Source organism: Bacillota bacterium, from assembly GCA_012518215.1.
Classification (GTDB): Bacteria; Bacillota; Dethiobacteria; order DTU022; family PWGO01; genus JAAYSV01.
The window spans coordinates 18736-40149 of record JAAYSV010000003.1 but is presented as its reverse complement, the minus strand read 5'-3'; the positions used below and the strand labels follow the sequence as shown (position 1 = coordinate 40149).

The 21414-nt window shown below is 52.9% G+C and carries 14 protein-coding genes; 6 read left to right on the top strand and 8 right to left on the bottom strand.

Annotated features, from left to right (window positions below):
• Positions 1 to 27: 27 nt before the first annotated feature.
• Together GX364_00175 and GX364_00170 are read right to left on the bottom strand one after the other, a co-directional pair.
• Positions 28 to 927: a shikimate dehydrogenase gene (locus GX364_00175; protein NLI69269.1), complete on the bottom strand. Its 900-nt coding sequence runs from the start codon at positions 925 to 927 to the stop codon at positions 28 to 30.
• A 379-nt stretch (positions 928 to 1306) separates the two neighbouring features.
• Positions 1307 to 1843, bottom strand: coding sequence for a YqeG family HAD IIIA-type phosphatase (locus tag GX364_00170; protein NLI69268.1), 537 nt, complete (start codon positions 1841 to 1843; stop codon positions 1307 to 1309).
• 172 nt (positions 1844 to 2015) lie between these two features.
• Here GX364_00170 and GX364_00165 point away from each other — a divergent pair, with 172 nt between their 5' ends.
• Positions 2016 to 3071 (top strand): 3-isopropylmalate dehydrogenase, encoded by a 1056-nt coding sequence (locus tag GX364_00165; protein ID NLI69267.1) that lies wholly within the window; start codon positions 2016 to 2018, stop codon positions 3069 to 3071.
• Positions 3072 to 3179: 108 nt separating this feature from the next.
• Positions 3180 to 5225 carry a hypothetical protein gene (locus GX364_00160; GenBank protein ID NLI69266.1) on the top strand — a complete coding sequence of 682 codons (2046 nt, stop codon included), beginning with the start codon at positions 3180 to 3182 and terminating at the stop codon, positions 5223 to 5225.
• 26 nt (positions 5226 to 5251) lie between these two features.
• Here the strand turns inward: GX364_00160 and GX364_00155 are convergent, their stop codons facing one another.
• Together GX364_00155 and GX364_00150 are read right to left on the bottom strand one after the other, a co-directional pair.
• Positions 5252 to 6859 (bottom strand): hypothetical protein, encoded by a 1608-nt coding sequence (locus GX364_00155; GenBank protein ID NLI69265.1) that lies wholly within the window; start codon positions 6857 to 6859, stop codon positions 5252 to 5254.
• Between the two features lie 31 nt (positions 6860 to 6890).
• Positions 6891 to 8006 carry a histidinol-phosphate transaminase gene (locus GX364_00150; GenBank protein ID NLI69264.1) on the bottom strand — a complete coding sequence of 372 codons (1116 nt, stop codon included), beginning with the start codon at positions 8004 to 8006 and terminating at the stop codon, positions 6891 to 6893.
• A gap of 780 nt (positions 8007 to 8786) precedes the next feature.
• Between GX364_00150 and GX364_00145 the strand changes: the two genes are divergently transcribed.
• Together GX364_00145 and GX364_00140 are read left to right on the top strand one after the other, a co-directional pair.
• The gene (locus GX364_00145) at positions 8787 to 9830 is read left to right on the top strand and encodes a glycoside hydrolase family 18 protein (protein NLI69263.1); all 1044 of its coding nucleotides are present in this window, start codon (positions 8787 to 8789) and stop codon (positions 9828 to 9830) included.
• Between the two features lie 108 nt (positions 9831 to 9938).
• Positions 9939 to 10736 (top strand): polysaccharide deacetylase family protein, encoded by a 798-nt coding sequence (locus GX364_00140; protein ID NLI69262.1) that lies wholly within the window; start codon positions 9939 to 9941, stop codon positions 10734 to 10736.
• A 264-nt stretch (positions 10737 to 11000) separates the two neighbouring features.
• Here the strand turns inward: GX364_00140 and GX364_00135 are convergent, their stop codons facing one another.
• Positions 11001 to 11855: an MBL fold metallo-hydrolase gene (locus tag GX364_00135; GenBank protein NLI69261.1), complete on the bottom strand. Its 855-nt coding sequence runs from the start codon at positions 11853 to 11855 to the stop codon at positions 11001 to 11003.
• Positions 11856 to 12207: 352 nt separating this feature from the next.
• Here GX364_00135 and GX364_00130 point away from each other — a divergent pair, with 352 nt between their 5' ends.
• Positions 12208 to 17178, top strand: coding sequence for a hypothetical protein (locus GX364_00130; protein ID NLI69260.1), 4971 nt, complete (start codon positions 12208 to 12210; stop codon positions 17176 to 17178).
• A 310-nt stretch (positions 17179 to 17488) separates the two neighbouring features.
• Here the strand turns inward: GX364_00130 and GX364_00125 are convergent, their stop codons facing one another.
• From GX364_00125 to GX364_00115, 3 genes are read right to left on the bottom strand one after another with little or no spacing between them, the layout of a single operon-like run.
• The gene (locus GX364_00125) at positions 17489 to 17683 is read right to left on the bottom strand and encodes a hypothetical protein (protein ID NLI69259.1); all 195 of its coding nucleotides are present in this window, start codon (positions 17681 to 17683) and stop codon (positions 17489 to 17491) included.
• Positions 17684 to 17722: 39 nt separating this feature from the next.
• Entirely contained in the window at positions 17723 to 18961 is a 1239-nt protein-coding gene (locus GX364_00120) for a class II aldolase/adducin family protein (protein ID NLI69258.1), read from the bottom strand.
• Positions 18962 to 18978: 17 nt separating this feature from the next.
• A complete protein-coding gene (locus GX364_00115) occupies positions 18979 to 20457 on the bottom strand; it encodes an aminotransferase class III-fold pyridoxal phosphate-dependent enzyme (GenBank protein ID NLI69257.1) in 1479 nt (492 codons plus the stop codon).
• Between the two features lie 289 nt (positions 20458 to 20746).
• Here GX364_00115 and GX364_00110 point away from each other — a divergent pair, with 289 nt between their 5' ends.
• Complete coding sequence (locus GX364_00110) at positions 20747 to 21406, top strand: TetR/AcrR family transcriptional regulator (GenBank protein ID NLI69256.1); 660 nt, start codon at positions 20747 to 20749, stop codon at positions 21404 to 21406.
• The last annotated feature ends 8 nt before the right edge of the window (positions 21407 to 21414 follow it).

The following is a 21414-nucleotide window of genomic DNA, read 5'->3' as shown; positions in this document are numbered from 1 at the left end:
GATCGGTACCGGAAATATTGCCAGATTTTATTGAAGTTCGATAGCCCGGCGCATGGCCTCCACGGGAGCGCCCATTTTGGCCTTCGCCATGAAAAGTTCGAAAGCAAGGACACCCTGCCAGAGCAACATGCCCTTTCCATTGAACGCCTCTCCTCCGGAAAGGCGGAATAATCGCATCGTTTCTGTTTCCGCCGGAACATAGCGCAGATCCACGAGAGTGCGTCCGCTCAAAATCCCTTCTTCCTCGCGACGGGCAGAAAGAATTTCCTTCAAAACATCATGATCGAAGGCCAGGCAGTAGATGATCAGTGATGATCTGTCCAGTTCCTCGGACAACGGTTCTTCCTCCAGGGGGATGGTACGCGTAGCGTGAAAAGAAGTGTGCACGGAAATCAATTCCTTCAGTTCCTCGGCATGAGCCGGTGTGCGGTTGGCCACTGTCAAGGATTTCACGCCTTCCTGCGCCAGAGCAAAGGCTACGGCCCTGGCGGCGCCGCCGGCACCGACAATGAGGACACGCCGGCCGGTAGGGTCTGCGGCCGCGGCACCGCTGTCTCCCTGCAGGAATCGACATAACCCCGCGCCATCGGTGCTGTAGCCGCGCCAGGCATCCCCTTCCCTGACGACGGTATTCACGGATCTGATCAGGGCCGCCGCCGGAGAAACGATATCTATGTTTTCGATCACCGCTTCTTTGTAGGGGCTGGTAATGTTGAGGCCGCCAAAAGAAAGTGCACGAGCTCCTTCAATCGCATCGGCAAGTTCGCCCGGGGCAACCTCGCAAGCCATGTAAGCAGCGTTTATTCCCAGAGCCCGGAATGCGGCATTGTGCATGATCGGTGAAAGTGAATGCCTGACCGGGCTTCCCAGCAGGGCATACATCGTGGTCCTCGCATCGATCATGTGCATGTGGATATCCTTGTCCATTTTCCGGCCACATCCTTCCTTGCTTTCCACGGTTCACAGAATGCGGGACGGCAGCCACCGGGCAAGCAAGATTCCTGATTATGTCGATTAAGGTAATATTTGCAAGATTGTCGTGTTTCTGATTTTAAAAGAAAAAGCAACAGATGTCAACAATTTATAAATTTATCGGCCATGCCGGGCAGTCCCTTTCACCGCCTATTTTGCAGTCCCGTCAGCCGAAGATGAAAACAACGAATGGCATGGTCCCGGAAGTATGGAGTTCTGAAAGCTGTGATCCGCGGAAAATGATCCGGACGAGATAACTATCTTGCCATGAAAAACCTTCTTTTTCTCCGTATTTTGCAGCTTTGCCGGTTGCCGGTTCTGACACCCGACAGATTCAGTCGGCAACATCTTCTTTCCGGTAGCGGTCTGCCGGGAAAAGGCCTTCTTCCTCCATCTTCTTCAGAACCCGCCTCTCCAGCATGCGGGTTATCCTCGTAAAAGGCATGTCCCTCCCCGAACGCCTGACGAGAATGGTCATCAATCCCAGGCGGTTGCCACCCAGAACGTCGGTGACGACCTGGTCGCCGATCACCGCAACCTCACCCGCCTCCAGGCCCATCCTCTGCAGTGCCAGGCGGAAAGCACGGCGCCGGGGTTTGACTGCCAGCCAGATGGCAGAAACGCCCACCTGTTGCGCCAATTTTTCGCCCTTGCCCGGCGTACTGTTGGAGACAATGTACAGCTTGAACCCTTCTTCCTTGAGATTGTCAACCCAGCGGCAGACCCGTGGGGAGACATCCCGGTCCCCCAGGGGGACAAGGGTATTGTCCAGATCCAGGATGATGCCGGAGATCCCTTCCTGTTTAAGGTAGTCAGTATCCAGATCGTGGATGCTCTGCAAGATGATGTCGGGATACAACCTTTCCCACATGTCGTAACTCCTTTCAGGCTTCGGTACCCCGAAACAGTTATCCATGTTTTCCCGGCAAAAAAAGGTGGTCAGGGCCGAAACATGTTGAGATCTATATCATTATAGGTTATAAATAATACAGTGTAAAGTTGCTGTTCAGGAACAATATTCACACCAGAAGGAGAGTCTTGATATGTACAAAATTGCTGTTATTCCCGGGGATGGCACCGGGCCGGAGCAGATCAACGAGGCCCTGAAAGTGCTGGCGGCAGCCGCCTCCAGGCATGGTTTCAAATATGAGACGGAGGAATATGACCTGGGCGGCAAGTTTTACCGACGGACCGGTGAAGCCCTGCCGGACAGTGTCCTGGAGGAGCTGAAACAGTTTGATGCCATCCTGCTGGGTGCTATCGGTGATCCCGAAGTGAAACCGGGTATCCTGGAAAGGGGCCTGCTCCTGAAATTGCGCTTCGAGCTTGATCTCTACATCAACCTGCGCCCCGTGAAACTCTACCCCGGTGTTTACACGCCGCTCAAGGAAAAAGGGCCGCAGGACATAGATTTTGTCGTCGTGCGTGAAAATACCGAGGGGCTTTATTGCGGAGGCGGGGGTTTTCTGCGCCACGGCACCGCCGATGAGGTGGCCGTCCAGGAGTCGATCAACACCCGCAAAGGGGTGGAACGTTGTATACGCTATGCCTTCGATCACGCCAGACGGCTCCGCCCGCGCCGTCAACTGACCCTCTGCGGCAAGACCAATGTCCTCACCTATGCCTTTGATCTCTGGGAACGGGTTTTCCATGAAGTTGGTGAGGAATATCCCGAGATCAGAAGAGATTATGCCCATGTGGATGCGATCTGCATGTGGATGGTAAAAAACCCGGAATGGTTCGACGTCATCGTTACCGATAACATGTTCGGCGATATCATCACCGATCTGGGAGCGATAATACAGGGGGGAATGGGAATCGCTGCCGGCGGGAACCTTCATCCGGGCAAGGTTTCCATGTTCGAACCCATCGGAGGGTCGGCCCCCAAATACACGGGTAAAAATGTGATCAATCCGCTTGCTGCCATATGCGCGGTGGCGATGATGCTTGAATTTCTGGGCGAGGCCAGGGCTGCCGGAACTGTCGAGTCGGCGGTGGCCACGGCTTGCGAGAAACACTTGAAAAGTCTCAATGCGGGAGAGATGGGTTTCTCCACCTCTGCCGTGGGGGACCTCGTTGCCTCCATCTGCGCAGGGTAGATGCCCGACGGCGGGACTGCCGCGGGAAAAACATCCTCATGCAGTCTTCGGTGCCATTGTTTGCAACCCGGTGGCAAGATCCATCGTTTCCGACCCGGGAGGTCATGAATGAAGATCGTCTACAATCATTTTCAGCCTCTGCCCCTGGGTGCCATAAGGCCCGCGGGGTGGCTGAAGTCAACCTTGAAAGCACAGGCCGCCGGCCTGACCGGACTCCTTGACACGGTGCCGCCGCGGCGGGGGTTCAGTTCCAACCCCGTCACAGAGGAAAGCGTGTGGCGGGGCGGTAGCAGCGGCCGCGATTTTCCGCTCCTGCTCGTCCGCTCGGAGCGAGCCCCCTATTATGTCCGCGGCCTGGTAGCACTGGCCTTTGTCCTGCAGGATGATTTTCTTGTCGGCAAGGCTTTGAATTGGCTCGATTACTGGTTCGAACGGCAGGAAGATGACGGCCGCCTCCGGGCCCGCGGCGTGAGCGATTACGAGTGGTGGCCGCGGATGCTCATCCTTGATGCGATCCGTTTTTACTACGAAGCCACGGGAGATATGCGCAGTATCACCTTTCTGCAACGCTTCTTCAATTTTCAGCAAAAACATCTTCCGAGGCACCCCCTGTCCCGGAATATACGCTACATTCCTGAATGGAAAAGCTGGGCCGCGCTGCGAGGGGGAGACAATCTTGACACACTTTCATGGTTCTACGCACTGACAGAGGATCGCAATCTACTGAAACTGGCCCGCCTTGTCAACAAGCAGACTTTTCCCTGGGAAGATTTCTTTCTCGACAAAAACAGGATCTTCACCCATGCGGTGAACCTGGCGCACGGCCTGCGCAAACCGGCTGTCCAGTACCGGCTGTGGCCCGATGACCAGCTGACAAGAGCCGTGAAGATGGGACTGCGCAAGGTCAGGTATCAGCATGAACAGGTGAACGGTTCCATCAGCGGCGATGAGATCACACATGGCAAGGGTGCTACACGGGGGACAGAACTGTGCACGATCGTGGAGTTGATGAGGACATACGAGACCTACCTGAGTGTATTCGGTTCGCCGGAATACAGTGATGCCCTTGAACTGCTTGCTTACAACGCCCTTCCTGCAGCCATCGCCCCCGATTTCCGTTCGCACCAGTACTTCTCGCAACCGAACCAGATTTACTGCACCGTCGGCCGGCATGGTTTCTCTGTCAACAACCTGGATATTTTCGGCAAATCCGGATGGTACCACGATGCCCTGACCTTCGGGGCCCCCTCCGGTTATCAATGCTGTTTCTACAACATGCACATGGGCTGGCCACTGCTGGTCTCAAGTTTGTGGATGAGTTATGGTCATGACGGCCTGGCCAAGACCGCTTACGGGCCCTGCGTGGTCGAGACCCGCATCAAGGGGGTGAAGGTGCGGCTCACAGAGGAGACCGCCTACCCTTTCGGCGACCGGGTTCTGATCACCTTTCACTGTGAAGAACCGCTCGGCTGCGCCCTCCTGCTTCGCATACCCGGGTGGTGTGCAGAGGGAACTGCCGTGGTCGGGGAAGATATTTACAGGGGCAGCAACGGCTCCTACGTGGTCATAAGGCGTGACTGGCGGGATGGCGATCAGATCCTTCTTGATCTGCCGGCCGAACCACGGGCCATCTTCGCTGATCGTGGAGCCCTCTCCGTGAGGCGGGGGGCGCTGCTCTTCGCCCTGAACCCGGAAGAAATGTGGATTCCCCTCGATGACCAGGCTCTTTTCCCCACCTTTGAAGTGCTTCCCGCCGCGGAGAAACCGCAGAAGAAAAGGGGTTCCTGGACTTTCGGAGAAACTCCGCGCTGGAATTATGGGCTGGACAGGGAGACCGCCGACCTGAAGGTGAAGGGAGACAATCCGGCGGGGTTCTCCGGGGATGAAAGTAGAGACAGTGACACGGGCCCCGGTGAATCTGTTACTCCCTGGACCCCGGAAAATGCACCCTTGAAACTGCAGGCAACCGCTGCGCGCGTTCCCTCGTGGTCGCGGCAGAATTCGTTGCTGTCCGGGCTCAATGCCGCCCCGCTGCCCCGGGAACCCGCTGCCGCTGAAACAGATATGGAAAAAATAACCTTGATTCCCTACGGCTGTGCACGATTGCGTATCTCCATGTTTCCCGATCTGAGCAATAAAAAACAAAGAGGATAGGAAGCGGCACCGTGATCGAGCCGTGATCAGGAACGGGCCTTGAAATGGTGGCGTCCCGGTGTGTACTTTCTGTCCCCCGGCTTCTTCTTTCTGTCCTTCTCCTTCTCCTCTTCACGGGCTTTCTTTCGTTTTCGCCACTCATAAAATGAAACTCCAATGTCTGCCACGACAAAGAGTGCCATCCCCGCGAGGCAGAACCAACCGAACCAGTCGCCCCAGACAACCACCGGTGTGTCGCCGGTGCCGACGGGAATATCGGACACAAGTATTTCTCTTCGGGGTTCTGCCGAAAAAGAAGAGCGTATGATTCTGCCGTAAGGATCAACGATAACCGAAGCATGCCGGGCATCGGCTTTGAGGATCGGAATGCGGTTTTCCATGGCCCTGAATATGTAATGTGGCAGGTGCCTGACAGCCATTTCGGGGGATTCATTCGAGGGTACAGCAAGGAGGAGCGTCTTCTCCCGCGTCATCTCGCGCACCCCCTCCGTGAAATTTATTTCCCGGGCAGCGATGGTCCCCAGGTTGCCGATCAATGTCTCGCCAGTTTTCCCCAGGAAAACTCCATCCGAGGAGAGAATCACGGCTTCATCCGCCTCTTCTTCGGAATCATGGTAACCGATCACCAGGAAAGCATCCATCTCCCGGGCAAAATCCTGAAACATCTCCATCCCTTTATGCTGGGGATTGAAGGGCAACACCCCCTCATTCCAGACCACCAGGCGGGCGCCGCTTTCCACCGCTTCGCGCGTGATATCCAGCAACTGCTCCAGGTCTTCCTGGAATTCGACCCCCTCCCTGGTCACCTCCATTGTCTCCCCATCGACCTCGGGATGATGCTGATAATACCCCGGTTGGATGACGGCTACGCGCACTGCCGACGGGAGCTCTTCAAATAGAGCCATGCTGTAACCGACCCAGAGAAGAAAAAGCAGGATAACCACATACAACCATAGCTGCGAACCGACATTGCTGACCGCTTCTCTTTCTTCAGGCGGTTCCCAGCGGCTATCTATCAGGGCAAATATCTTCTGGGCCAGTACCAGATTGACAAGAATGATGATAAAGCTCATCCCGTAAATGCTGAAAATGCTGACGGGCTGGATGAGCCAGTACTGTTCATAAAGTGGATTGGCGAGAAACGCCGAGGTCCCGAGGGGGGAAAGACTGGCCCTGGCCAGTTCAAACGTGACCCAGGTAACCGCGCCTTCTATGACAAACCAGCGGTAATGCGTGCGGGAATGAAAAATTCTCTGCCGTGAACCGACAAGCAGGGCGATAAAACCGACTATGTATGGAAGATATTCCAGGAATGCGGGCCACGCACCGATGTCTATCCCTTCACGAAAAAACCCCCAGAAGAAACCTCCCACCCCCAGCCCCATGGCCAGGCCCGCAATGCGGTGGGGCATGACACGATGCACGGAAACCAGGATCGGCACCAGCCCGCAGAAAACGAGCGGCCAGATCCTGTAAGGTGGGAAAGCCAGCAAAACCAGCACCGCCCCGCCGGCCGCCAGGACCAGGCCGGCAGATGCCCTGGCGAAAAACACCAGCACCAGCATGAACATACCGGGCTTGTCGGCGCTATTTCCCTTCCGCCCGTCGGCATCCTTCTCTTTCTTCCTGACCATCAACAGCCCTCTCTTTTCCCCACCGCGTTTTCTATGAATTGCCTTTCAACTCACCCAACACTTCCTCGAGAGCCTTCAGAAACCGTACATTCTCCTCGGGCAGGCCGAAGTTGACCCTGATAAAGGTGGGAAACCCGAAGATATCTCCCGAACGCACGATAACCCCTCGCCGCAGCAGACGGTCAAAAACCTGCCGTGCATCAAACCCGGTATCCACGAAGTAAAAATTGGCCTGGGAGGGAACCGGTTGAAGACCGATATCCTGCAAACCCCGTGCCATCCGGACACGGCCTTCCTCGACCAGGGCAATGCTACGCCGCAGGTGTTCCTCATCATCAAGCGCCGCCAGAGCTGCGACCTGTGCAGCCTGGTTGACATTGAACGGTTCACATACCCTGTCCAGGTCGGCAATCAGTTCTGCCGGAGCCGCCCCGTAGCCGATGCGCAGCCCGGCCAATCCGTGTATCTTGGAGAAAGTCCGCAACACGATGACAGGCGCACCCTGCCGAACATATTTCAGGCTCTGCGGATACTCCGGGGTGGTAACATATTCGGCATAGGCCTCGTCGATTACCACAATTACCCCTTGCGGCAGCCTCCGCATAAAATCATCCAGATCTTTACCGGTAACGATGGTTCCGGTGGGATTGTTGGGGCTGCAGACAAAAATCAGGCGGGTGAGGTTGGTGACCATGTCCAGCATGGTTTCCAGATCGTAGCTGAAATCGGGTTTCAAGGGAGCATATTTGACCTCCCCGCCCATGATACGGGTCACAAATTCGTATTCCGAAAATGACGGGGTGGGTACGATCACCTCGTCCCCCGGCTCCAGGTAGGCTTCCGCCAGCAACTTCAAAACCTCATCCGAACCGTTGCCGAAGATCAGCTGGTCTCCTTGCAGATCCAGTCTGGAGGCCAGCGCTTCCTTCAGCAGAAAACAGGAGCCATCGGGATAATAATTCAATGCAGGCAGTGCCTCTTTCAGTGCTTCCAATGCCATGGGTGACGGGCCCAGCGGGTTCTCGTTCGAGGCCAGCTTGATAACATCATCCAGGCCCAGCTCCCTCTTGACTTCTTCAACAGGTTTACCGGGAACATAGGGCTTGATCCGGTCAAGGCAAGTCCTTCTTCGCGGAAGTTTCAACATCATTCCCCTCCGTTCTCTCTTTCGTCAATCATTATACCAAGAAAGAAAGAATCGCTGCAAGTTAATGGCGTATATTACCTTCATCTGACTGTTGACATAATATTAATCGTCTTGTATAGTCAAAAACACTATATGTTATGATATCACAACATGTTTTAAGCAATTGAAACTATTGGGGGGAGTTTACATATGTTAAACAAAGCCCTTCACGCAGGTTCAGAATGGACAGGTCACGAAAGAACCATTTTTCTTCTCATCATCTTCGTCACCCTGATCTCCTTTATCGGCACCGTCTGCACCGGGACCCCCCTCCCCGTTCCGCCGGAAAATTTTCAGGTTGATTCCTTTACAGACACGGAGGCGACCCTGTGCTGGGAAGCTACCGGGGGGAAATACGAGGCAGCCAGGTATCTGATCTATATCGATGGGCAGCTCGCAGGGGAGACCGATGCCGTTACATACACGGCCGGAAAGTTATCCCCCTCCACCAGTTATCTATTCGAGGTCAGGACGGCCGACCGGGCTGGAAATGTCTCGCCGCCTTCGCCAGCGGTCACCTTGAGGACAGCCGGAAAAAGAACTCTCCCCCCGATGCAGGACAATCCTTCGCCGAAAACCGATGCCGCCCCCGGAGAAAAAACCGTTGCTGCCAGCGCACCCGCGCCCGACCCCACCCCGGGAGAAAAACCAACCCCGGAAGAAAAACCGGCCCCTGAAGCAAAACCAGCCCCGGAGGTAAAACCGGCCCCCTCCACCTGTACCGGTAACGGTTCCTACAAAATGGTCGGCTATTATCCCTCCTGGGGTGCCTACCAGGGATTTTTACCCGACCGGGTGGATGCTTCGAAGCTGACCCATCTCAACTATGCATTCGCCAATATCGGCAGCGACCTGAAAATAGCCCTCGGGGATGCGGATGTTGATATCGCCAATTTCAAAAAACTGGATGAGTTGAAACGCAGGCACCCCCATCTCAAAACGCTTATCTCGGTGGGAGGCTGGACCTGGTCAGGACGCTTCTCCGATGCCGCACTGACCGATTCATCAAGGACGGCATTCGCCGATAGTTGTCTGCAATTCATTCTGCAATACGGATTTGACGGCCTGGACCTGGATTGGGAATACCCGGTCACCGGCGGGCTGCCCGGGAATATAACCCGTGCATCGGATAAACAGAATTTTACCCTGCTGTTGAAGAAAATACGGGAAACGTTTGATGCCCGCAGTGCCGTTGACGGGCGGGAATACCTGCTGACCATCGCCGGAGGATCCGGCAGCTGGTACGTGAAGAATACGGAACCGGGTATACTGCACAGATATCTTGACTATGCCCAGATCATGACCTACGACATCCACGCCCACTGGGATAGCTACACCGATTTCAACGCCCCCCTGTACAGCAACACCGATCCTTCTCCCCAGAATAAATGGAGTGCTGACGAGGCAGTCAAGGCCTGGCAAAATGCCGGTTTCCCCCTGCACAAACTGGTGCTGGGAATTCCCTTTTACGGCTACCGTTACCGGACCGTAACAGATGCCAACAACGGCCTTTACCAAAATTTCACGGAAGGGGTTTACATCAGTTACAAGAGCATCTCCGACAATTTTCTCAACGCTCCGGGCTATCAGCGCCACTTCCATCCGCAGTCCAGGGTGCCCTGGATCTACAACGGCACAACCTTCATCAGTTACGAGGATGAAGAATCGATAGGACACAAGGCCGACTATATAAAATCCCGGGGGCTGGCCGGAGCCATGATCTGGGAGCTGAGCCACGACCCCGACCGGGTTTTGCTGCATTCCCTTTACCGTGCCTTGCATTAGAGAAAACCCTGCCTTCCGCTGCTTCCAAATGCCCCAGGGAAACTGTATTCATCAAGCAAGCATAAAGACCGTAATCGCGGAATATATCTCTACATGGGGTGATATTCCGTGTTTACGGTTATTATCAATCTACGGTCAAAGTGGGTAAAAATAGCGATAGGGATCGTGATTGTGGGGCTTCTGATCAGCCTACCCTATTTTTTCGGTGTACACAAAAAGCTTGCCCCGGTGTTTCAGCCCGAAGAAAACCATCTGCCCATCTATTACGTGGAGACACCGGAGAAGAAAATCGCCATCTCCTTCGACGCCAGTTGGGGGGCGGAACGCACCCCCAAAATCCTGGAAATACTCAGGGAACATGATCTCAAATCGACCTTTTTTGTTACCGGTATATGGATAAAAGCATATCCCGATCGCGTCAAGCAGATAGCGGAAGAGGGCCATGAGATTGGCAATCATACCGCGACACATCCGCACATGAACCAGCTTAGCAGCCAGCAGATCAAGGAAGAGATGGAAAAGGTGGATGAGATGATCCACAAGCTTACCGGAAAACGACCCAAATTGTTCCGCCCTCCTTTTGGGGAATACAACAGCAACGTGATCAAAACTGTTACCTCGCTTGGCTATATCCCCGTGCAGTGGAGTATCGACTCCCTGGACTGGAGAAACCTTAACAAGGAAGCAATTATCGAGAGGGTCACCTCCAACCCGCAGAATGGCGCCATCATCCTTTTCCATAATGATGGGCTGCACACGCCGGCCGCCCTCCCTGAAATCATCGAGTTCTATACCAGGAACGGTTATACGATCGTTCCCATTTCGGAACTGATTTACTGGAAAGACTATGAGATAGACCCTGTTAACGGCGCACAGAGGCGGATAAAAAAACAAAAGAAAGATTGAACCACGGGGACGGGTTCCAGATCAGCCCTGAAGAAAAGGGAAAATGGCAGTCAAGCAGGAATCCGTCCCCTCTTTTTTGTTGCGACCATGTCCAGCAGATAATTTACCTTTCGTTGCAACCCGCGTTCTTCCCGCAGATGGCAAACAACTGCTTCATGCTTCAAGTTCCCGCGCCTGCCTCGAACAGATATTTACGTTGGGGGCCAATCAAATCGATGGGGGCCCTGCCAGCAGGCGGTACCCCCATGCAATACGTTTCCTTGTTCAATCTGCACCTCGGGGTCTGGTATAATCCATCGTCCAGACCTCGGTCCGACCGGGCAATTGCATGGCTGACAATGTAAGCGTGCTGCCCTTTTTCTTTACGGAATAGGGGATTTCCTCGGAGAGGAAATCATCCAGTGTCGCAAGATTGGAATCTTCATTATCGACGGTGAGGTAATGAATGGGAATGACCACGGATGGTGATATCCGGGTGATCAATTCGATGATTTCCCGCCGCGGAATCGTGTAATATCCGTCCACCGGAATCATCAATACATCGACGTTGCCGATGAAGTTGATCTGGTCATCGGTAAGCAGATGCCCGAGGTCGCCCAGATGTACAAGACGCAATGAGGGTGTGTCAAAGACGAAGATGCTGTTTCTGCCCAGACCCCGGCCGTGCAGGGTCCCGCCGACATTGTAGATACGGGTCTCCCCGAGATGATATTCAACCTCGTTCCAATCGCCGCCCGAGGTAAGTCCTCGCAAAACCACGGCATCGTCACCGCCACCCGCCGCATAATTATGATCATCATGTTCATGCGAGATGGTCACCACATCGGCTTCCATATCTATGCGCCCGTAAGTGCCAAACTGGGGATTGTAGGGGTCGATAAGCACCTTCCCATCCTCGTTTTCCAGAACAAAGGTTGCATGTCCCAGGTAGGTAAGGCTCACCGCCTCATCGTCTTCTTCCTCGTCCTTTTTTTCATCACCCGCCGGGGAGGCATCGCCACTGCCCGGGCCTCCGTCAGGTTCCTCTGCCGGGGAACACCCGCAACAAAGCAGGGCAAATAGCGTGAGCGCCAGAACCATCAGCAGGGCCAACACCATTATTTTCTTTCTGCTCTGCAACTCGAAACCTCCCTTCATGATAAGATCTTGAAATCCCATATTTTACTATAACACATTCTTCATGCAGCGTAAAGAATCCAGGGGGCAGCAGGGCGGGCCGGTTGTTATCGATCGATATCTTCCCCTCCAGAATGTATTTATGAAATTGGAATAGTTCGATTGTTTTTACATATTGAAGATTCGGAAGTTTTCCAGGGAAAAATAGAGACAATGATTCAAACTTGCCTCCTTCATGGATCAAAAATCACCCCAAAGGGTGATGTTATTTTTACAGGACTGACTTAAAATTATTTGAAGATATCCAAGACAGCAAAACTTTTGCAAAATTCATTTAACGGAGGTTTTTGCAGCCATGAGAAAAAAAATCATTGCCATACTGATTCTGGGATTGTTGTTTGCCGGTTTTCCGGTCGAACATGTGATCGGTGCATATCATTTTGATGGCGTGTCGGCGGGGGAAGTGGAATTCCCCTATCCGGAAACCGGCCTGGAAAATATGGAGGAATCGCCCCCATTCCCCCTTCTGGAAGATGGTGAGGTCAGTGGCACGGTTTTGGCAAGCGAAGGGGGCAGCCGTAGAATAGCCAGCATCGAAAATGGCTGGCATATAGGCACTACATACACACTTCCGCAAACCAAACGGTCCTATGGAACTTATCCCCCCGGGCAGGGATACGTACCCGATGCCGGCGAGCTGGGTTTTGCCGTGCAAATCAATACCGGATATCCGTTCATGGTGTCGCCCGATCCCGGTAGCCCGATAAAAATGTATCTCGACGGGAATCTGATCGATCTCTCCGCAGACAATCTTCATAATATTTTCAGCATAACCGATGTTGTCGAAACAGGCCCCTTCCAGTTTGTCGGAGATCTTGAAATCAAAATATCTGGCAGTCTTATAAATTTTGACCACCACTACAAAGACAATAATAGTCCGGACTGGACCTGGAGTTTTGGTTATGGTTATCAACTGGAGCTCTGCTACATCGACCACGGAATGACCAGGGTTGAGTTCGGCAATGATGGTGGCAGCGTGATCGGGGAAGAAGTAGTGCGGCAGTTGGTGGTTGGAACAGGCTGGACCTGGGAAGGAATCACCTACCCCTTCTACGGCAGCATCCGCCTCAAGCTGACCACTGTATCGGATGAGGACTCCGGTGAAAGAGTTCCGCGTGCAAATTTGAAAACCCGCATTGCCTACGCTTTTGGCTCTTTTGACCGCGTATACTACCTGACCGAATGGAAGACAAGTGATGATTCGGGCATTGTGGAGCTCTCCCCCGAATTCGGGGGGGGCCTGGTGACGGATTATACCGATGATTCCTATCGCTGCACCGCACCTTCAGAGGCTGTTTATGCCAGGCTCAGGAACAATGTGATTGGCGACCAAAACTACACCTTTCCCCATTTGAGCGAATTCGACGGCACGCTTACCGTCCATATGCAGGATCCCGAAGGCAATCCCGTGCAAGGCAAGCAGCTGGTCTTCTGGGGAGGTCTCCTGGGGTTATTCAATAGATCAGTCTCCACAGACAGTGAAGGGAAAGCAATCATAACTTTCGGCAACAGCGGCAAGACGGAATCCCTTATCATGACAGCCTTCCCACCCGTGGATCTGGAATGGAACCTCACCCAGACCATTGATAACCCTGCCAATATTGTCGATGGCAGAGGGGCAGCCCCCCTGTATCTGTCGCCGAAGATCAGCGTGCGAAGCGGCTCCTTCCAGAATTCCGATTTCAAGCTGAAGAATGTTGGAATCGAAGTTTATGATATCGACGATCCCGACAGGGTTATCGCCAGAAGCAAATCGTCATCATTCTCGGAAGAGTATTCCAACGCCGAAATCCGTTCGGGGAGGCACCGTCTGTATCTGGAGATAAGCCCATCACTCCTGGAGAATCACAAAATCGGTATCAGGGCGGTAACCAAGAGCCCGGATGCAGGAGACCGCGGCAACCCGCTGGTACTCGGAACCATCACCGACCCTGCACCGACACGGGACATTCATGTACCCAGGAAGAACAGCTTCAACTTTATTTTTGTGCCTCTGCGCGTTGGAGCCTGGAGTGATAACAATGAATGGGCCACAACCTGGGGAAATGCTCATAAACCACACGTGATCCGCGAGCAGATGGAATATGCCCGCGAGGTCTTCCCCGTACACCTGGACTACAGTATTGTCGAACTCTCCTTGCCAATTACGAGAAACTTCTATCACTTTACCCAGGGGTTATATCTGAGCAAGATATTCCGCCAATTGGAAAGGATACAGAAGATGTCAAGTGTGTGCGACCTCATGGTGGGTATTGTTCCCCCGGGCTTCATGGGCGCAGCGGGGCTTTCCATGGATGGTGTGAAAGGCGCAGTCCTTCTTGATCCCGGTGCCATCGAAGGGAAAGATAAGCATCACACGCTAATCCATGAATTCATTCATACTCTGGGCTTTGTTGATGTATATCCCTCCGATGAGGTATGGCACGACTTCAGGAAAGGGTGGCGGCCCGCCTCGGCAAACGGTTACAGACACAGGCCCATAAACAACTGCGAATATATGGACAATGGCAGATATGAGTATTTTGAACCGCTGTATGAAGCCATCATGTACGACCATGCGGCTCTGCCCTGGCCAACCACCGAAGAATACAACGCCATGCTCGCCTACGCAACCACCGAACGCACTTCCTTCGCACCCTCGCCCGTTGAACTGGGATCCGTTGTGCATTCCCATGGGATCTCAACCATGGAAGGGGAGGAAGACGAGGAGAAGGATCTGCTGCTTGTGTCGGGTGAAATAATCGATACCGATTCCGGTGAAACAGAAATCTTTCTGGACCCGGTCTTCCCCTACAGGGGCAAGGCCAATTTTGGTGTCGAACGTTCAAACGCCGAATACGCCGTTCACCTCCTCGATGGAGACGGGAATATACTGGAAAGGGGCTTCATCGGCAGCAGCGCTGCCGAGAACATGCTGCAATCCGTGGCGATCCCCGCCGGAACCTCTTCATTTTCGCTGGGCCTGCCCGACCATCCCGAGAAAGCAGCCATTGAGATAGGAAAGCTACTTTATTCATGGTCCGACATCCTTGTTGATCCCGTTCGCTATGAGTATTCGGATGATTACCCGGGGGTAACATTGATCGCCCCTGAATCCGGTCCGCTCTCGGGGGAATTCGATCTGACCTGGGAAGCGACGGGAAACGGCACACTGTATTCCACCATCTTCGTCAGCGATGATGACGAAAACTGGCAGGTCATCGAGGCGGATATCCCCCACGATGGCCCCGGAACATATTCACACACCCTTTATGCCGGTGCCTTCCCTGCCGGTGATAATTACCGTTTCAAGGTCAGGGTCAGCAATGAATTGCACTTCACGGAAGCTGTCTCATCCGCGGTATTTGCAATCGATGGGTTCGTGTCTCTGCCCGTTCTGGAGATGGATGATGCGGACATCGAGGTTGAAGTGCCCCCCGGCGAGACCGAAGCCACCGCCCGTTTTCTGATCAAAAACAGCGGGACCGGGTTGCTCACCGTGGAAATTGACTCGGAAGCAGACTGGGCCCTCACCCCGGCAGAAGAGATAAATCTCTACGACGGCCAGGAGACTCTGGCAACTATCCCGCTATCACTGCCCGACGAGCCTCCGGAGACAGATCTGGAAACGGTCCTGGAGATACAAACCAATGATCCTGCAGCTCCCTGCAAGAATATCGCTCTGAAAGTGATTTACGGGGAGGAGCGCACGGCACCGGAAATCGTTCATCTCCAGACAACCCCCGCCTCGGGCGGAGAACACCCGCCCGGCATCCCTGTTGACATTGCTGTTTACGCCAATCACAGCGGCCTGGAAGCGGCGGTGTCCATCGAAAAGGTGGGCGGTGAAATGCTCGAAGACGGCGCGGAAATGGAAGGCTGCATCTACAACCCCGGTGCTTACTATTTCTTCTGGAAAACCGATGAGCTGGCTCCCGGTGATTACGGGGTAACCATCTCGCTGAAAGACCCGGTCAGCGGCCTGGAAAGAGAAAGCAGCGGCCATGACTTCACGATTTCTCTGAGCGAAGAAAACAGCGCTCCCGAATTTCTGGAGCCGGATGAATACGAGACTCATATCGACGATGTGGCTATCGGCGATGAGGTGGTTATTCCTTACGAGGTAAGCGATCCCGACGGCGATGATATAGAGATGGAGGTTACAAGCAGCCTGCTCGACCATGGCCTTCTGCTGGAAGAATTCGGCGATAACAGCGGAGAGCTTCGCTGGGAAGCCAACCTCCCCGGTATTCATGAAATCTATCTTGCAGCCAGGGATACACATGGCAACCGGACAACGGTACTATTCATCATCACATGTTATCAGTCCCATACCGTTACCTTCGTCGATCATGACGGAACGGTGCTCAAGACGGAAACCGTGCGACAAGGCGGCAGTGCCACCGCCCCGCCGGCCCCTGAAAGGGTTGGCTACAACTTCGCCGGATGGGATAAATCATTCACAAACGTGACCAACGACCTGACGGTTACAGCCACCTACAGTATCAAAACCTACACCGTTTCATTCGTCGATCATGATTGGTCGATAATCAAGGAAGAAGAGGTGGATCATGGCGCCGATGCCACCGCCCCACCGGCTCCGGAAAGGGTTGGCCATACCTTCACCGGATGGGACAGGGAATTCACAAATGTAACCACGGATCTATATATCTTTGCTCAATATGAACCGCACACCTACACCGTTACCTTCGTCGATCATGACGGAACGGTGCTCAAAGAAGAAGAGGTGAATCATGGCGCCGATGCCACCGCCCCGGCAGTTCCCGGGAGGGAGGGCTACAACTTCGCCGGGTGGGATAAATCATTCACGAACGTGACCAATGATCTGACGGTTACAGCCACCTATACTATCAAGACCTACACTGTTACCTTCGTCGATCATGACGGAACGGTGCTCAAAGAAGAAGAGGTGAATCATGGCGCCGATGCCACCGCCCCGGAAGCTCCTGAAAGGGAGGGCTACAACTTCACCGGATGGGACAGGGATTTCACGAATGTAACCGAAGATTTAACAGTTACAGCCACCTATATCGAAATCGAATTTGAATTCGGCGATATCACGGGAAGCGGTGATGTATCGGTTCAGGATGCCATCATCGTTCTCAGGCATATAGTGGAACTGATCGATATAGAAGAAAAATATGGCCCGGAAGCCATGATCAGAGCCAGGGTGGAAGGCAATGAAACCCTGACCGTAGCCGATGCCATATCGATTCTCAGATATATCGTGGGGTTGATAGATGAGTTCCCTGCCGCGAAAAAATAAGAAGAGTTGCACCCAACTCGAAAATAGAAGCCCAACTGTTGACAAACGGCAACAGTTGGGCTTTCGTCATCGCCAAGCATATTTTCTGTACCGGAACCCCGGCCCGGGTCAGATTTGCGCCGGTCCATCGGGGGTTTCTGACAATATCTGCCCTTACACCGAATAGACAGGGGCAGGCCGTTCCTTCCGGTTGGCCTGCCCCTGTGAAACAGGAGACGGATTCCGGTCAATCGTATTCTGCTTTGATGTTGCTCGGTCCAGTCTGGTTCTCATGCTCTATCGGTGTGAATTCTGTTGCTATGAAGGATGCTCATTCCTGGCTGCTTGTATTCTGTCCGTGGATGATGTCAAGTTCTGTTGTGGTTCCCATGCTGTATCCGGTAGCGCATACAATTGTGTTGAATGGTGCTGGCATGAATATTTCATGGCTGATTGAATAGAAGACCTGCATTGCCTGTACACCTTCCACGATAGTTTTTTCTTCCGATGCCCGTGTTCCAGGCAATCCGTCTCCAATATTATTTTTTGATAATCGCCTCCATCATCATTTTTCCGCTGCTTTCTTTGAATATCTGGTCAGATAGACAAACCGCATCAGGAGAGATTCAAGGGGGCTGATCGGCTTGACCTTTCCAAACAGGCTCGAGCCGATAATGGTCCTGCACCCCTTCTCCATGATCATGGCCACTGCGGCGGCATCGCTCTTGCTTGGCCCGCAACACAGAGCACCGTTATTTTCAATCAAAACGGCATTGCGCCCTTTCATCAGCCAGCCTATTCTTTCCGCCGCTTCTATCGTCCGGTCATAAACGAGTGCCGGAACACTGACTCCGACGATCTGGGCAAAATCATCCAGCAGGGGATAGATTGTTTTTTTCAGACGGGAAACGGTAAAGATGTCCGGTGACATGGCATGGATGATAGCCGTGGCCCCCTTGTTTTTCAGGTAGATCTGCCGATGCAGATCGGCCTCATCGGGGATACCTTCCCGTGACCATGTATCATAAAGCCCCACTTCAATACCGCTGTTCTTATCCTCGGGAAACCCGATCTTTGCATCCGCCTCCGGATAGAGGTTGAAAACATTTCCCTCGCGGACACTGTTGTACAGGTGCCGTGGAGCAACATCCGGTGTGGCAGTATTGTTTGTCGCCGAAACCACGAATTGTTCCCTCAAGGCCGTCTCGTCAAATACCTCATCCCCGCTCAAAACGAGGTAACGTTCCTTGACAAAATCGGCACAGGCTTTTTCCAGCGTGGAGGCTACGCGAAACGCTTCCTCGTAATCCTGCCCCATGCAGAGTGCTCCGTGATAAGCCATGATGACCGCCTGGCTGTTCGGCATGAGCGCTTCGGCCACACCCTTCGCCAATTTTTTTGTCCCGGGGAGCCCGTATGCAGCGGTGGGAACCCGCGGTCCAATTATCGCCGCCATTTCCGGGTCGGTGACATCAATGCCTATCTGCAACGGGCTGACCATGGAAGCATTGGCCTGATGCGTGTGGATGACAAAATTTACATCGTGCCGCCGTTTGTACACCTCCGCATGGATCCCTTTCTCGGAAGATGGTTTCAGGTCGCCCACATAGTTGCAATCTTCGATATTGACAAGGACTATCTCATCGGGCGTCAACGTTTCATACGCCCTTCCGCTGGGGGTAATTACAAACTGGGTCTCACTGATACGGCAGCTCACATTACCCCATGTCCGGGCAATCAACCCCGATTCGAGCAATTGTTTGCCGGCATGAATGACAATCTTTCTGGCTTCGCGCAAGTTCATTTTTACACCTCGTCAGCCTATTTTTCTTTCATGGCTACATTGGCAAAGACCCTGTCAAAGCGTGTCAGCGCATCATCGATCATCTCTTCATCATATGCGGCACTGGTATAGAGCCTGCTGCCGGCAAGGGTGACCAGCCCCTCGGCCATGTAGGCAGCCCCCATGTGCTCCATCTCCGTTTTTCGTTCAGAAGTAGCCTTGATAACGCCGGGTATGGTCCATGGTTTCATCATGTTGATAGTGAAATGCATCGTTCCCACCGTTTCCAGATGAACGATTGACCCCTGGTTGAAGGCCACAAAAGGCAGATTATATTTTTTGATAAGTTCCTGCAGCCCCTCGGTGAGACGGTCGCCCATCTGACCGGCTTTCTGCGCCGCGTTGGTCCGCTCCATTTCACAGATGGTGTAGTATCCGGCCACGCAACTCAGGGGGTTGGCCGCCAACGTGCCACCTACGAGTGCCTTCTTGTGTTTGTCACCGCCCTTGATCCCGGCGGCAAGGTATTTCATGTATTCCCTCTTGCCTCCGATACCACCGGCACTCGGATAGCCCCCGGCAACAACTTTTCCGAAGATGGTCAGGTCCGGCGAGACACCGAAATAGCCCTGGGCTCCGGAAAGGCCGATTCTGAAAGCGGTAACCACCTCGTCGAAGATCAGCAGGGCGCCGTGTTTGCGACAGAGTTTCTCCACCCCTTTGTTGAAATCATAATCCAGGGGCCTGGTGCCACTCTCCGGCCCCACCGGTTCCATCAGCACCGCTGCAGTTCCGCCGCGGTACTTGTTTATCTCCAGCTTTTTTTCCAGATCATCCAGGTCATTGGGGAAAAACTCCTGGGTAAGAGCAAAGATATGCAGGGGGATACCGGGCGCCTGGGTGAATCTTGAGCCCGGGACACGAATACCGTAGGCAAGCTGGTCACTCCATCCGTGGTAGGCTCCGCCCATCTTCAGGATATGTTTCTTTTTGGTTGCCAGCCGCGCTATCCGGAGAGCAGCCATGCAGCTCTCGGAGCCGGAATTCAGCATGCGAAACATCTCCACCGCGGGGAAAAGTTCCGCTATTTTACGGGCCAATTTGTACTCATATTCATGAAACAAGCCGGTTGAAGGTCCGCATTCGTTGAGCAGCTCCATTACCTTCTCCCTTACTTCAGGTGGGTTGGAACCGAGCACGGTGGGGCCTCCTGCCTGCAAAAAATCGTAATACTTGTTGCCATCAATATCATACAGGTAAGGACCTTCAGCTTTGGTAAAAACCAGTGGAAACGGATGGTTGAAAGCCAGGTTATGCTGAACACCGCCAGGAATATAATCAATGGCCTGGTCAATTATAGCCTTGGATTTCTTGCACTTCTTTCCATAATATTCTCGTTCATAACGTTCCAATGCCTCCGGCTTGATGGTATAGATCGGTTTCCTGATCAGTTCATCAAGCTGTCTGGTTACTGCTGCAGCGTCATGATACTTCGATATGGCAAATCTTCGATCCATCTGCGTTCCTCCCCCGTAGAAATTGATGATCCGAAATCTGCAAGCGAGTGAGCTCTCACTTACCAATAAAATTATATGGCATTAATCGTCATTTGTCAACAAAATGTAATGACATCTTTTTGTGTTTTTTTCTCCCTATTCCTTGGATTATCAACCGATATTAACTGATAATTAATTTGTGTCCATATTGTGTTTCAAAACATATTCATGTATAATAAAGTATAAAATAGGTGAGTATTCACTCACTTTTGGCAAATCGAAGTAAGTAGACGAAGCAAATGGAGGCAGTATGAGAAAAATATATCACAAGAAAACATTTGAAGGAATTTCTGAAGAAAAACGCAACAACTTGCTCGATGTGGCTGCCAGGGAATTTGCCTGCAAGGGTTTTGACAACGCCAATATCAATGATATCGCCGCGGAAGCAGGTATAAGTGTGGGATCCATCTACAAGTATTTTGATACCAAGAAAGATCTTTTTCTGACCTGCGTGAATCTGGGGATCGATACCCTGGAGAAAGTGATGAATGATATTCTGATCTCCAACGATGACATCTTCGTTAAAATCGAGAAGATCGTGCGCACGATCCAGTCTTTCTCTCGCTCCCATCGGAATCTGACCATCCTTTACAACGAGATGACCTCGGAAAGCAATGTAGAACTCACCTGGGAAGCTGCTTCCCAGATGGAGTCCATCTCGGCCAAGGTATATACTTTTCTGATCGGGCAGGCGCAAGAAGCCGGTGTAGTCCGGGAAGATATCCTCTCTCAATTCCTGGCTTTCTTTCTGGATAACCTTTTTGTAATGCTGCAGTTTGCCTATTCCTGCGAATATTACCGCAAACGTTTCGAGATATATGCGGGAGAAGAGATATTGGATGATGATGACCTCTTGCTCGAACAGTTCATGAATTTTATCAAAGCAGCTTTCAAAGGTTCCACAAATTGATTGTTAGG

Coding starts and splice junctions, on each gene's coding strand:
- GX364_00165 (NLI69267.1), top strand. CDS start 2,016: ATGTACAAAATTGCTGTTATTCCCGGGGATGGCACCGGGCCGGAGCAG.
- GX364_00115 (NLI69257.1), bottom strand. CDS start 20,457: ATGGATCGAAGATTTGCCATATCGAAGTATCATGACGCTGCAGCAGTA.
- GX364_00130 (NLI69260.1), top strand. CDS start 12,208: ATGAGAAAAAAAATCATTGCCATACTGATTCTGGGATTGTTGTTTGCC.
- GX364_00145 (NLI69263.1), top strand. CDS start 8,787: ATGGTCGGCTATTATCCCTCCTGGGGTGCCTACCAGGGATTTTTACCC.
- GX364_00155 (NLI69265.1), bottom strand. CDS start 6,859: ATGGTCAGGAAGAAAGAGAAGGATGCCGACGGGCGGAAGGGAAATAGC.
- GX364_00160 (NLI69266.1), top strand. CDS start 3,180: ATGAAGATCGTCTACAATCATTTTCAGCCTCTGCCCCTGGGTGCCATA.
- GX364_00120 (NLI69258.1), bottom strand. CDS start 18,961: ATGAACTTGCGCGAAGCCAGAAAGATTGTCATTCATGCCGGCAAACAA.
- GX364_00170 (NLI69268.1), bottom strand. CDS start 1,843: ATGTGGGAAAGGTTGTATCCCGACATCATCTTGCAGAGCATCCACGAT.
- GX364_00150 (NLI69264.1), bottom strand. CDS start 8,006: ATGTTGAAACTTCCGCGAAGAAGGACTTGCCTTGACCGGATCAAGCCC.
- GX364_00110 (NLI69256.1), top strand. CDS start 20,747: ATGAGAAAAATATATCACAAGAAAACATTTGAAGGAATTTCTGAAGAA.
- GX364_00175 (NLI69269.1), bottom strand. CDS start 927: ATGGACAAGGATATCCACATGCACATGATCGATGCGAGGACCACGATG.